Origin of the sequence: Acinetobacter sp. TY1 (genome assembly GCF_048551395.1) — a bacterium.
In the GTDB taxonomy this organism is placed as follows: Bacteria; Pseudomonadota; Gammaproteobacteria; order Pseudomonadales; family Moraxellaceae; genus Acinetobacter.
The window spans coordinates 25,609-37,939 of sequence record NZ_JBLYZK010000029.1; the positions used below are offsets into that span (position 1 = coordinate 25,609).

Annotated in this window: 12 protein-coding genes and 2 pseudogenes; 9 read left to right on the forward strand and 5 right to left on the reverse strand. The window is 37.1% G+C overall.

What is annotated here, in order from left to right; all coding sequences use genetic code 11:
- The first annotated feature begins 15 nt into the window (after nt 1-15).
- The 7 genes and pseudogenes from ACK2M2_RS13850 to ACK2M2_RS13880 all read left to right on the forward strand — a co-directional run bounded on the left by ACK2M2_RS13850 (nt 16) and on the right by ACK2M2_RS13880 (nt 3,709).
- Nucleotides 16-792, forward strand: coding sequence for a TrmH family RNA methyltransferase (locus tag ACK2M2_RS13850; RefSeq protein ID WP_409512900.1), 777 nt, complete (start codon nt 16-18; stop codon nt 790-792).
- A gap of 162 nt (nt 793-954) precedes the next feature.
- Nucleotides 955-1,569, forward strand: coding sequence for an RNA polymerase sigma factor (locus ACK2M2_RS13855; protein ID WP_409512908.1), 615 nt, complete (start codon nt 955-957; stop codon nt 1,567-1,569).
- Entirely contained in the window at nt 1,562-1,885 is a 324-nt protein-coding gene (locus tag ACK2M2_RS13860; RefSeq protein ID WP_419349397.1) for a hypothetical protein, read from the forward strand. The genes ACK2M2_RS13855 and ACK2M2_RS13860 overlap by 8 nt, the downstream gene beginning before the upstream one ends.
- A complete protein-coding gene (locus ACK2M2_RS13865; RefSeq protein ID WP_419349398.1) occupies nt 1,875-2,282 on the forward strand; it encodes a DUF3106 domain-containing protein in 408 nt (135 codons plus the stop codon). The genes ACK2M2_RS13860 and ACK2M2_RS13865 overlap by 11 nt, the downstream gene beginning before the upstream one ends.
- Nucleotides 2,283-2,868: 586 nt before the next feature.
- Nucleotides 2,869-3,141 (forward strand): annotated as a pseudogene (locus ACK2M2_RS13870) (DUF4139 domain-containing protein); the annotation flags it as partial.
- A gap of 155 nt (nt 3,142-3,296) precedes the next feature.
- The gene (locus tag ACK2M2_RS13875; RefSeq protein WP_419349400.1) at nt 3,297-3,560 is read left to right on the forward strand and encodes a hypothetical protein; all 264 of its coding nucleotides are present in this window, start codon (nt 3,297-3,299) and stop codon (nt 3,558-3,560) included.
- Nucleotides 3,536-3,709, forward strand: a complete 174-nt coding sequence (locus ACK2M2_RS13880) for a hypothetical protein (RefSeq protein ID WP_419349402.1) — start codon at nt 3,536-3,538, stop codon at nt 3,707-3,709. The genes ACK2M2_RS13875 and ACK2M2_RS13880 overlap by 25 nt, the downstream gene beginning before the upstream one ends.
- A 165-nt stretch (nt 3,710-3,874) precedes the next feature.
- On the opposite strand, the gene rnk is transcribed toward ACK2M2_RS13880, so the two are convergent.
- From rnk to ACK2M2_RS13895, 3 genes are all read right to left on the reverse strand, one after another.
- Nucleotides 3,875-4,282 (reverse strand): nucleoside diphosphate kinase regulator, encoded by a 408-nt coding sequence (gene rnk / locus ACK2M2_RS13885; protein WP_409512894.1) that lies wholly within the window; start codon nt 4,280-4,282, stop codon nt 3,875-3,877.
- 167 nt (nt 4,283-4,449) lie between these two features.
- Entirely contained in the window at nt 4,450-5,703 is a 1,254-nt protein-coding gene (gene glyA / locus ACK2M2_RS13890; protein ID WP_409512893.1) for a serine hydroxymethyltransferase, read from the reverse strand.
- A 213-nt stretch (nt 5,704-5,916) separates the two neighbouring features.
- Nucleotides 5,917-7,140, reverse strand: coding sequence for a lipase family protein (locus ACK2M2_RS13895; protein WP_419349404.1), 1,224 nt, complete (start codon nt 7,138-7,140; stop codon nt 5,917-5,919).
- Between the two features lie 297 nt (nt 7,141-7,437).
- On the opposite strand from ACK2M2_RS13895, the gene ACK2M2_RS13900 reads away from it, so the two are divergent.
- A complete protein-coding gene (locus ACK2M2_RS13900) occupies nt 7,438-8,139 on the forward strand; it encodes a putative quorum-sensing-regulated virulence factor (protein ID WP_419349406.1) in 702 nt (233 codons plus the stop codon).
- 86 nt (nt 8,140-8,225) lie between these two features.
- Nucleotides 8,226-8,858: a hypothetical protein gene (locus ACK2M2_RS13905; protein ID WP_419349408.1), complete on the forward strand. Its 633-nt coding sequence runs from the start codon at nt 8,226-8,228 to the stop codon at nt 8,856-8,858.
- A gap of 142 nt (nt 8,859-9,000) precedes the next feature.
- Here ACK2M2_RS13905 and ACK2M2_RS13910 read toward each other — a convergent pair.
- Both ACK2M2_RS13910 and ACK2M2_RS13915 read right to left on the reverse strand, forming a co-directional pair.
- A pseudogene (locus ACK2M2_RS13910) lies at nt 9,001-10,184 on the reverse strand (putative solute-binding protein).
- Between the two features lie 266 nt (nt 10,185-10,450).
- Nucleotides 10,451-12,331, reverse strand: a 1,881-nt coding sequence (locus ACK2M2_RS13915) for a cadherin-like domain-containing protein (RefSeq protein WP_419349409.1), incomplete at its 5' end; no start/stop codon positions are given.

Genomic DNA, 12,331 nt, shown 5'->3' on the forward strand with positions numbered 1-12,331 from the left:
CATGGATACACTCCCATGCCTACTATTTTTCTTGAATCTCGAGATAACCCAAAAATTAAACACTTACGTGCTTTAATTGAACAAAATACCTATCGTAAAAAACAAGGTCAAACTGTTCTTGAAGGTACACATTTGACCCTTGCTTGGCTTGAAAAAGATCGTATAATCAAGTCCATTTTCACGACTGAACATGCACTTTCCCATCCAGATTTTGAAGAAATTTTTTCAAAATATACGGGTATTGTTTTTGTACTGAGTGAATCTTTATACAAAGATTTGAGTACTTTAGGCACATCACTCGCTTGTTTAGCCATTGTCGACTTACCTCATTCAACAGAAGCACTCAACTTCACAGAAGACACACTTATTCTTGAAAACATTCAAGATCCTGGCAATGTTGGCACACTTTTACGTTCCGCTGCGGCTGCGGGCATTGATCAAATTGTGTGCACTAAAGGCTCTGCATCTTTATGGTCGCCTCGTGTACTTCGTGCAGGTATGGGCGCACATTTCTCGTTAAATACATATGAAAATGTTGTTCTTGAAGACATTATTAAGCAATTTAAAATTCCTGTATATGTGACTAGTTCACATGAAGCTGAAAGCCTTTACAGCAAAAGTCTACGTAAACAATGCGTATGGATTTTAGGTAATGAAGGTCAAGGTGTATCTGATTTTGCGATGAAATATGCTGAAGCTGTCAGCATCCCACAGCCAGGCGGACAAGAATCACTCAATGTTGCGGTTGCAGGTTCAATCTGCTTCTTTGAAATGGTACGTCAACGTCTATAATTTAGTTAATTTATTTTAATAAACATATCAAATGTTGTTAAATCATTTAAACTGATAAAAATAATTACTGAACCATGTCAACCCACCATGTATTTAGAACGTTATATAGGCAACGATCTTAATTAAAATGGTGGGCAACCCATGACGGGATTTTCCATCTCTATGGACTTAGCACCAAAGAAACAGTCTGATCTAGCGAGCACTCAAGTGAGTACCGCGGAACATCGCCTGAAGTATTTCATGCAAGATGTGACAGGTCGTGCCTTGGTGATGATGGAAAGTGCAACACAGGGTCACAATGGCATTGCTATGGATTTAGTACAGGAAGCCTTTATTTCTCTTCATAAATCTTATGCAGAAAAAAGTACCGATGAATGGTATCCCCTGTTTTACACCATTTTAACCAATAAATTACAAGATTGGCGTCGTAAAGAAGCCCGTCGAGCTTCACCTTTTTCACTGTTTCGTAAAGTAAGCTTAGACAGTGACGATGAAGAAGCTATGGATGTCGTGGATGAATCTACCCCCAATCCATTACAATTTTTAGATCAAGCTTTGGCTGTCGAAGAAATTCAAGATGCCATTTCTCGTTTACCTGTGCGTCAACAACAAGCCTTTATGCTCCGTGCTTGGGAAGGTTTCGATACTCAGACGACTGCACAGATCATGGATTGTTCGGAAGGTAGTGTAAAAACCCATTATCATCGAGCGATACAAGGTTTACGCTCATCTTTAGCGCATTTAAATCCAAATATGGGAGGGTCGTCAGATGAATAACGATGATTTCACAAAAAAAGTGACTTCCAAACTAGACCAACTTGCTTCACATCATCGCAATAAAGCTGTGGTAATGCACAATGTTTTAGATCATATTCATGATAAACCATCATCATTTTTCAGCGCTTGGAAAATGACAGGTTTTGCTTTGGCTGCAGCATTGACAGGTTTTGTAGTTTTGCCGAATGTTTTTGATACCAATGAACAACCACAAAATCAACATGTAATTGTGAACCCAAAACTCTCTCCACAGATGATGGAGGATTTGGATATGTTAACGGCGTTTGGTGAGGATAAAGCATCTCATGGCAGCTAAAAAATTAGTTTTAGCCTTTTGTGCAATCAGCTTTTTACAAACTAGTTTTGCAGGTTTTGAACGTTTTTGGATTTTTTCTAAAGATGCAAATACCTCTGCCAATGAAAGTTGGGAATCTTTATCTGAAGATGAACAGCGTGCTCTGATTAAACGTTATCAGAACTTAAAAGAAATTCCCGAAGCCCAAATTATTGCACTACAACAACGTATGGATTGGTTCAACCAATTACCTGAAACGGAAAAGCAAAAAATGCGCGAAGTGTGGCAACAAATGAGCTCTTCTGAACGTAATGAGATGCGTAATAAAATTCAGAAAGCAACCTCTACTGAACAAAAAGCAGAGATTAGAGAAGTTTACTTTCAAAAATATTTACAAGTCAGTACTGCAATTCAATAAACAAGAGCCATCGGGAATGATGGCTTTTTTGTATCACTTAAAAATGATTGATTATATGTGTTATCGCGCATTATTTTTAGGCTATTTCACTCAGTCATTTTAAATATAATAATTAAGCGATTTATAACAGCTTCAGTTTCAATCTGTACAGGTACTTTATTTATCCTTAGAATCTCTTTTATTCAATTAATTTCAAATATAAGTTCTGCGTAATGAGAATGAAAAACTTCCATTAATTTTAATAAGTTTTAGTATATTCAGTACACAATATAGTTTTGCACTAAATCTTTCTGAATCCTCGATTCAACAAGTAACGCTTTACCCAAGTATGGCAAAAATTGAAGGGAGTATTCCTGTACAAGCGTGTGATACTTTTGTTGCTATTGATCGAGCTAAAAGTGAAAAGGTAGAATTAGAACAACGCCTTTCTGAGCTACAGTAAGATTTAAACAATATTGGCGATCATCAATTTAATCAACGCAGTTTAAAGTTTTATGTCAATACATCACAAAAAAGGTGAAATAAAACTAAGCTATATGGTGCTATATGCACGTTGGCAACCAATGTATAAAGCCGAACTAATAGCCAAACCAAGCAAGTCAAACTCACTCGCATGGCAATGATTGCACAAAAAACAGGGGAAGATTGGAATAATGTTAAATTAACATTATCGCCTTCTACGCCGAAAAGTTATACTCAACAAATGACACCAATGGGATGGTGGGTTGACTATTATCAGCCTGAAACTTCACGTAATTATGGCAATACAACTATAGTTGAAGCAGCACCTGCACCTATTATGGCTCGAATGAGCAAACAAATAGATGAAAGTAATAATCCCCCAATTTCCGCAATTTGAGGGAACAGATTTAAATTTTAGTACTGAATTCCGCTCGGAAACTAAAGCTTCAATTAATAGTAGTAGTCAACAAATTTTCCTACCCCTGAGTGCAAATCAATATACGACGAAAATTTCCATTTGGGCCATTCCACGCCAAAGTCTACAAGCGATTTTTGAATGCTGAAATACCAAAATTAGATAATAATTGGCCATCAGGCATCGTTAAATTATATCGAGATGGCGACTATATTGGACAGCGTAATTGGTCAAATACTAGTGCAGATACAGTTCAAATGAGTTTTGGTCAAGATGAACAGATTCAAGTCAACATTACTGATTTAAATGACATTCAAAATCCTGCCCGCTCTCAATCCGAAACACAGCAAAAAAAAACAGTTATAGCATTGAAAATTTGCATAATTATCCTGTCGATTTAACTGTATTTGAAGCTGAACCACAAAGCCGAAATAGTAAACTTACAGCACAAACTCGTTATAGTATTGAACCCCTGCCACATCTTGGAATGGTCAACCCAATATCAACCAATGGAATATCCAATTACACCCCAAACGGAAATTTGAACTGAATATTCAATATGACTTTAAATATCCAAGCAAAGGTACTACGAGTGGTTTTTAATCGTTAAAGTAAATAAAAAAAGCCATCGTATAATCCATCCGATGGCTTTTTTAAATCCGATCAATTTCAATATATATATATTTAATTTTGAGCTTTATAAAAATTTAAAATTTTACAAATAGTTGCCTTCACGTTCAGGCTGATAAAGCACTTTTTCAATTTTTACTTTCATCATATGACCATCGGGCTGTGGCCACTCAATGTCTTGCCCTTCTGATAAACCTAAAATTGCAGCGCCAATCGGAGCAATAATATTCACTTGCCCCTTCTCACCTTTAAAATCGTGTGGATAAACCAAAGTGATTTCTGTCGATTCTGTTGCAGGTGCAATGGTAATCAATACTTTTGCATTCATCGTTACGACATCAGTTGGAACATTTTGTGGTTCAACAACTTCTGCACGCGCCAACTCATCTTCCAGATGTTTCATAGTCGGTGTTAGTACAGTCTGATGCTCTAGCATCGTTTCAAGACGATGCAAATCTTGCTCAGAGATAATAATATTTGGTTTACTCGCCATCAACCTGATTCCCTTGCATTTTATGTTATTAATGAAGTGTCAAAATTCGACCATTCATTATAGATATTGCTCTGTTATAGCAGAAAAATTATAGATTGAGTAATCATCTTTGTTTTTCTTCATCTATAAAAAAAGCTCCCTTGAGGGAGCTTTCTCAAATCATTGACTTATTTTGCGTATACTGGGTATTTAGCACATACAGTTTCAACTTTCGCTTTCACTGTATTAATTACTGCTTCATCACCTTTCGCATCAAGGATATCTGCAATCCAACCAGCCAAGTCACGCACTTCAGTTTCACCGAAACCACGAGTCGTTACTGCAGGTGTACCAATACGGATTCCTGAAGTTACAAATGGAGAACGTGGATCATTCGGTACTGAGTTTTTGTTCACAGTAATGTGAGCAGCGCCTAACCAAGCATCAGCTTCTTTACCTGTTACATCTTGTTTGATCAAAGACAAGAGGAACAAGTGGTTTTCTGTACCACCAGAAACAATATCGTAACCACGAGCGATTAATACTTCAGCCATTGCTTTAGCATTAATAACAACTTGTTTTTGATAGGCTTTATATTCAGGTGCCATTGCTTCTTTAAAGCAAATTGCTTTCGCAGCAACCGCATGAACCAAAGGACCACCTTGGTTACCTGGGAATACAGCTGATTGTAATTTTTTCTCGATTTCTTCGTTTGCTTTTGCAAGGATTAAACCTGAACGTGGACCACGAAGTGTTTTATGTGTAGTCGTTGTTGTTACGTCAGCAATTTTTACTGGGCTTGGATATACACCAGCAGCAACTAGACCTGCAACGTGAGCCATATCTACAAATAAGTAAGCGCCAACTTTATCTGCGATGTCACGGAAACGTTGCCAATCAACAATTTGGCTGTATGCAGAGAAACCAGCCACGATCATACGTGGTTTATGTTCTACAGCTAAACGTTCAACTTCTTCATAGTCAATTTCGCCAGTTTCTGGGTTTAAGCCATACTGAATTGCATTGTATGTTTTACCAGAGAAGCTTACTTTTGCACCGTGAGTCAAGTGACCACCGTGAGCTAGGCTCATACCAAGTACTGTATCACCAGGGTTAAGAAGCGCTAAGTAAACTGCTGAGTTTGCTTGTGAACCTGCGTGTGGCTGAACGTTTGCATAATCAGCACCAAAAAGTGCTTTAGCACGGTCAATTGCAAGTTGTTCAATGATATCAACATACTCACAACCGCCATAATAGCGTTTGCCAGGATAACCTTCTGCATATTTGTTAGTCAGTTTTGACCCTTGAGCTTCCATTACTGCTGGTGAGCAATAGTTTTCAGAAGCAATAAGTTCGATGTGCGCTTCTTGGCGAGCATCTTCTTGAGCAATTGCCTGAGCAATTTCTGGATCAAATTCAGAAACGGAGATATTGGCGAACATTAGCGAGGTCCTATGAAATTAGGGCTTTTAAGCCGTGCTAAGATTGCGCGTATTGTAGCATGAAGTTTCTGATTAAACAGAATGAAGTTTCTCCTGTTTTAAATAAAAATAACGCATGTAATAATTACATGCGTTATTTATTAAACAATGTCAAATATGAATTTGAATGAATATAACTTCTTTGAATCTAAAAGCTTATAAAATTATGGCAACTTACTTCGACAACATCTCTTTGGCATCAAAAACTATATTATCAATATTAAGTGTATAGGCAGTATTGTGATTCCACTCTGCAGTTTGAATATAATTAATTTTTGTACCTAATTTTGTCGCATCGCCAATTAAAGTATCCGTCGCCACTTTCGGAACAGTCGTATCTGCACTACCCTGATAAATCGTAATTGGGGTTGTCACAAGTACAGACAAAGGTTTTGATTCCGTATCAATAAATGTTTTCACTACAGGTAAGCTGAGGAAATTTGGTACAGTCCGTGGATAGCCTGTCAACGTCTTGTTAATTGCAGCATATTGCCCCATCGCTTGACCAAATAAATTACCTAAATCTTCAGCACAAACAGACTCAGCTTGTGCAGCAATTTTATCAGTTGGTTTTTGGAAAACCTGACTATAATCTGTCGATGGATGTGGATTTTTAAGACCTGCTGCAATGAGTGCTGTATAAGTGTCGAGTTGAGCATAAACAGGAATTTGTATATCTGGTGTCGAACCAATGACAGACAATTCACCACCTTGTAAAATCATGCCTAAATTGGATGCAGGAGCAACGGCAACAGTACCCTTATAGTTCAAATTGGCACGTGCCGCATATTGTGCTGCACCTAATGCAGCTTGCCCACCTTGCGAATGTCCAATCGACATCCACTTAGAAGATGCCTTTGTACCTAACCATTGATGCGTTGCAACGACCGCATCTGTAATAGAATAACCTTCACTTTTCACATTTAAAAATGGATGAATCTCTTTACCACTTGGTTCACCTAAGCCTTCATAATCAGGTGCAACAACAACAAAACCTTCTGCCAAAAGTTTAGCAATCATGCCTTGAATCGCTGCGTTCATTTCATTACGACTCGGAGCACAAATATCTGCTACGCCTGTTGTTCCATGTGCCCAAGCAACAATCGGCCAACCACCTACAGGCGCTGCGGTACGTGGTGTAAAGACCATGGCATTGGCTTGTACTTCTGTACCATTTATGCCTTTCATTTTATAGGTCATTACTACACTATCGCCTGCTATGGCTGACATATCTGTTTTGGTATACGCAGTTGTTCCCACGACAGGATTCTTAATGGTATTGATATCAGATGTATTGGTCGGTGGTGTTGATGAATCATCATGATCATTACTATCATTACACGCTGTAAGTAATAATACTGAACCTGAAAGTAAAACCGTTAGTAAATGCTTTTTCATTTTATCGTCCTTGATTGGTGTTATTTTTCATGGATTCGCTTTTAATGCACTACGGCACTCTTGTATAAAAACTACCCAAAATATTGTTTTACTGCAAGATATTTTGTTCATTTTTACAAATATTTCAAAAACCAATCTATGATCTCCCCCCATTGATATTACGTCATTTTCAGGCATCAGCATTTTTATATACCTTATTGAAAGCCTAAATATATCTCAAATATTGGAAAAGATTGAATCCCATCGTGCTGAGTTGTACATTAGAACGATTCATTCGCTTCGTTCTAGGACATTTACATGCAAGCCATTATTCTCGATACCGAAACCCATACGCTAAATGGTTTACCCATCGAGATTGCCTACGCACCTATTGAAATTGAAAATGCCAAACTCAGTTTAGATCGTGAAAAAATGTTCGATCAGTTTTATAGCATTGGAGATGAAAAAATCTCTTGGGGCTCAATGGCGGTGCATCATATTTTAGAGTCTGACTTAGAGAATCAACCAAATTTTTCGAGTTTTGAATTACCGACTGAAACCCAATATATCATCGGTCACAATATTGATTACGATATACGTGCCATTCAACAATGCGGTATCGATACTTCACACATTAAAGCCATTTGTACTTTAGCCCTTGCTCGATTGGTTTGGCCTGATGCTGAAGCGCATAATATTTCTGCACTAATTTATATGATTAGTAAAGGCAGTGACAAAGCTCGCCAAATGCTGAAAGGTGCTCACCGTGCCGATGCCGATATTATTTTAACTGCTAATATTTTAATGCATATTATTCATCGTTTAAATATTCAAAGCATTGAAGAACTTTATGCTGTTTCAGAAGATGCTCGTATTCCACGTACTATTACTTTTGGTAAACATAAAGGTACCGCGATTGCAGAATTACCAAAAGATTATATTCAGTGGCTCATGCGCCAAGATGAACTCGACCCATATTTACGTAAGGCTTTAGAAAACGCAAACCTAGTCACACTTTAAAATATTGATTTGTAATAAAAAGTTCATACTAGTGTAATTTTTACCCATTAAGCTCATCTGATTTAACCCTAGGGATAAATCAGACTATGGATCATTATCAAAAAACAACGATGGGCATACAAGCATTGCGGGAACGCAATTTGAACCTAAATGCCCGTCAACGCCGTTTATTGGTTCTGATTGGTACGCGTGATTTTACCTTGTTAAATTCGCACTTAAAGCAAAAGCTTGCCACCCCTGAATTATTACAACAACTTGAAACAATGGGGCTAATTACTCACCCACATTTATCAAGCAATAAACAAATAGGTTCATCACAGCTAAATTTAAAAAATAATTCCCCTTTACTCAATCTTTCTTTGGAAGAACCATTACCCATTTTAGATATAGAACAACCTGAACCGATTAAACTCATTCAAAAAAATGCATTTCCAAATGTAGAAAATTCTTCGTTAAAAGATGTCCAATTTCATTCGCAATTTTCCATGCTCAAATTCGATGAAATTCAGCACTTAATGATTAACTTACTTCAACAACATTGTGGACTTATGGCAAAACAACTTATTCAAAAAATTAAAGATTCAAATACGCCAAAATGTTTGAAACACTGTCAAATACAGTGGCTCACGACCTTACAAGAATCAAAAATTGATCCGTCACAATTAAATCAATGCTTACAGCAAATCAATCACGCACTTATGCATATCGTCAAATCATGAATTTTCATAAATATGATTCATAAAAAGCCACATAATTCCTTAAAAATATGGGGTTAAACGAATGTCAATTTTCATCAAATATCCCTTCAAATCATCATTAATTTTGCTTTGATCGATGAAATTTGTGTTTTATAGAGCCGTGTTATTCATCATTCAAAGCACATTCAAAGCTCGATGGATTTTGATTACAACGAATTTTTTTCAAAATTTTCATCATTGCAGGATCATAAAACCCTTCTTTAGTCATTTGAATACGGGCTTCACGCATGATTTTAATATAACCCGGTTTATCGGCTTCACGAATATCCATCCAATATTTTGCAGGAATATCTTTTTCCATTTTATCAACAAATTGAAATGCTGGAGTTAACTGTTTAGAAATCATTTCACGTGCAATCGGTCCCATGCCTGCTGGGAATTTATTGCGGTGCATAATCAAAGTACCTGTCACTTGAATCAGCGGAAATTTAATAATTCCACCCACGACATTGCCATTTTTATCGGTCATGCCTTTATGCAACTCAAGCGGTTTAAACAATAAAGATGGACCTGCCATAATATCGACTTCTTTATTGTTAAATTTACCGCCTACAGTCAGTAAATCGACTGAAACGGGCTGTGCACCGACATTCTGTACCAATTTTTTCTGTGTACCATCAAAGTTCATGACCGCCACTTTTTTGCCCGCAGCTTTCGATAAGGTATCAATTTTACGATCATTAACCATAATATATGCTGCACCTAACGGTACAATCCCTACCACCTCATAGTCTTTATTGACCATTTTGGCATCGAATTCTGGACGTGCTAAGACCTGCATCACTGCGGTCAATTGTTTATAGTTTTGCACCGCACCAATCGCATCAATACTACCCACAAATGGATTGAACTGACGGGCATGCCTGCACCATCACAGCGCTTACTACGGAAATCTTCGGTCAGCACACGTTCATCGGTATATACTTTAAGCTTAATATCTGTTGATGCCGTTTTTTTCAGTTTTGGATAACTTAAATCGATGTGCATTTGTAACTTCGATGGTCGAGTAATTTTCATATCGACACCGAAATCTTTTGCCACTTGTGCAATACGTGGTAACTCACTGATATAACTCGTCGCCTGTTCAAAGGCTTCACCATTGGCGCCATCGGGTGAATAAACACAAAGGGTGACTTCTTTCGGAATTTGTTGCCAAATTTTTGGATCATTCATCAAGGTCTTAATTTTTGCCTGTGAATGTGCCGAAAGTGTTAAATCTAACTTAGGCACAGGTGCTGCTTGCGATACGACCGCTATTGTTGACAGTGCAAATGCTGTCGTGAACATTATTTTATATCGAGATGAATATTTCACTGTCTGACTTTTTTGTGCCATTTTTATATCCTTTTTTAATTGTGATCACTGTCCCAGTGTTTATCTAAAAATAATAGATCAGTCTAAAAATTGAATTGGCTTAGCTATTTTTGCTATTGTCAGAAAAGATACTTAAACCAACATTTGTTTGAAAACTTAAAAAACGATCTAAAAAAGGATGTCACAAAATAAAAAGCCCCTTAAGGAGCTTTTTATCATCAATTTATATCAAATCAAAATTAGATAATAATCTGATTATTTTTCAATAAATCATTCAATGTTACATCTGTTGTTTGATGCGTTAAGATCAATAAGTCTTGTGACTGATAAGCAGATGCTGCTCCATCACGGTCAATTGAAATAACAGCTTGATCTGTATTGGCATCATAATTTACAGAAACATACTCACCTAAATTATTCAGTGTTGCTGCATCTGAAAGTAAAGCTGAAAGATCAATTTGAGCATAAGAACCTACGCTAAAATTATCCTCTATACGTAGTGTATTTCCACCTGTATTTGTATCACTCAATAAATCAAAGATAATATTATCATCTTCAATAGGCATCGCTAAAAGTGCTTTAGCTGCAACACCTGTTGGTGGATATAAAATAATATCAAAATCCGTTTCCGTAGAAGCTTCTGAACCATTTGATTGTTCAATTGCTGTCGCAGTAACTTTGACATCTAATGTATCTGAAGCACCACTAACAATATAGTTTTTCGGTGCTACAGCAACTAACGACTGACCATTAATGGATAGATCTGTCGTACTGAATTTCAAGATACCATTCGCATCTGCTGTACCGAGTAAGGTACGTGTTCCATCTTGAGCAATTGCATAAATTTGCATTCCCTCAACGAGTCCCTCAAATGCTAGTGAAAGACTTTCTGAACCATCTTTATCATTTAAACCAGTAGATAACAGACCGAGTGAAATGTCTTTACCTACTTCGCCGCTTAAATTGAAATATGGACGATGGAAGCCATACTGATCTTTATCTGCTGCATCCTTTTGAATTAAGTCCGAAACAGTCCATTCCACAGATGAATTTTCACCTTGATAAACTTTATTCATCATATCAATTGCAGTTTTTAAATCAGGGAAATAACTAATTTTATCACCACCAAGATCTTTCAATTGGAAGTCATAATTACCCTCACCTGATTGGTTATGCATATAAAAATCAAATGTATAAAAACCTGATTCTGTTACAGTAAAGTCTTTATTCACACTTGTCGATGAACCACCCCAAGATACATACGCAGGATCATTATTACCAATGATTAATAAACCACTATCATCAGCTTTACCTTGATATCGATAAGTATGTCCAGCTTCTAAATAAACATAACCCTCAATCGCTACGCCATTATAAGTTGGTACATTTCCATTTGATAAGCTATTCGTTTTCCCTTCACTTATAGCTGGATTCGTTGCTTGATTACTTGTTAAATATTCAAAAACTGTTTTTAAAGTTACATCTGACACACCTGAACCACCACCAGTCAAAGTATGTTTCTTACCACCAATTGTTACTTCTTTAAGATTAGACCAAGTTTTGATATTTAAGTTAACCGTTGCTGGTTCCCACTCAACCAATCCAAATCCGAGATTAGGTTTGTCTGCAACAGCATCAACGATTATTTCAATTGAACCATCAGTTGTATGTTTACCATCAGATACACTAAAACCAACATCCGCATAAGTATCACCTGCATTATTTGAAGCTTCATTTGCATCAGGCTCAAATGTGACTTTTCCACTGTCAATATCAGCATAAGTTAACTTTTGACCATTAGTAATAGCCACTTTATTACCAGAAGCATTTGTATAATAAAGCGTTCCATCCGTTGGTAGATGAGTAATGGTCACCATTAAGTTCGCATTGGTCGTATTCGCATCTGTTATACCAAAGTGTGCCCATTTCAATACCACTGACTGATCTTCATTTGTGATGACCGACGTTGGATTTACAATTGGTGCAACCGTATCAACAGGGCCTTCTCCCTTTCCGATTAAGCCTGGGTTACCTGTTAAGTCGTCGTATGAACCTGCAGGGACTTCGACTTTAACTGTGCCATCTGTACCTGGTGGTACTTGTGCTGTGTAGCTACCATC

Excerpts from the sequence above, each read along its gene's own strand:
- ACK2M2_RS13850 (WP_409512900.1), top strand. The coding sequence starts at position 16 with ATGCCTACTATTTTTCTTGAATCTCGAGATAACCCAAAAATTAAACAC.
- ACK2M2_RS13855 (WP_409512908.1), top strand. The coding sequence starts at position 955 with ATGGACTTAGCACCAAAGAAACAGTCTGATCTAGCGAGCACTCAAGTG.
- ACK2M2_RS13860 (WP_419349397.1), top strand. The coding sequence starts at position 1,562 with ATGAATAACGATGATTTCACAAAAAAAGTGACTTCCAAACTAGACCAA.
- ACK2M2_RS13865 (WP_419349398.1), top strand. The coding sequence starts at position 1,875 with ATGGCAGCTAAAAAATTAGTTTTAGCCTTTTGTGCAATCAGCTTTTTA.
- rnk (WP_409512894.1), bottom strand. The coding sequence starts at position 4,282 with ATGGCGAGTAAACCAAATATTATTATCTCTGAGCAAGATTTGCATCGT.
- glyA (WP_409512893.1), bottom strand. The coding sequence starts at position 5,703 with ATGTTCGCCAATATCTCCGTTTCTGAATTTGATCCAGAAATTGCTCAG.
- ACK2M2_RS13895 (WP_419349404.1), bottom strand. The coding sequence starts at position 7,140 with ATGAAAAAGCATTTACTAACGGTTTTACTTTCAGGTTCAGTATTATTA.
- ACK2M2_RS13900 (WP_419349406.1), top strand. The coding sequence starts at position 7,438 with ATGCAAGCCATTATTCTCGATACCGAAACCCATACGCTAAATGGTTTA.
- ACK2M2_RS13905 (WP_419349408.1), top strand. The coding sequence starts at position 8,226 with ATGGATCATTATCAAAAAACAACGATGGGCATACAAGCATTGCGGGAA.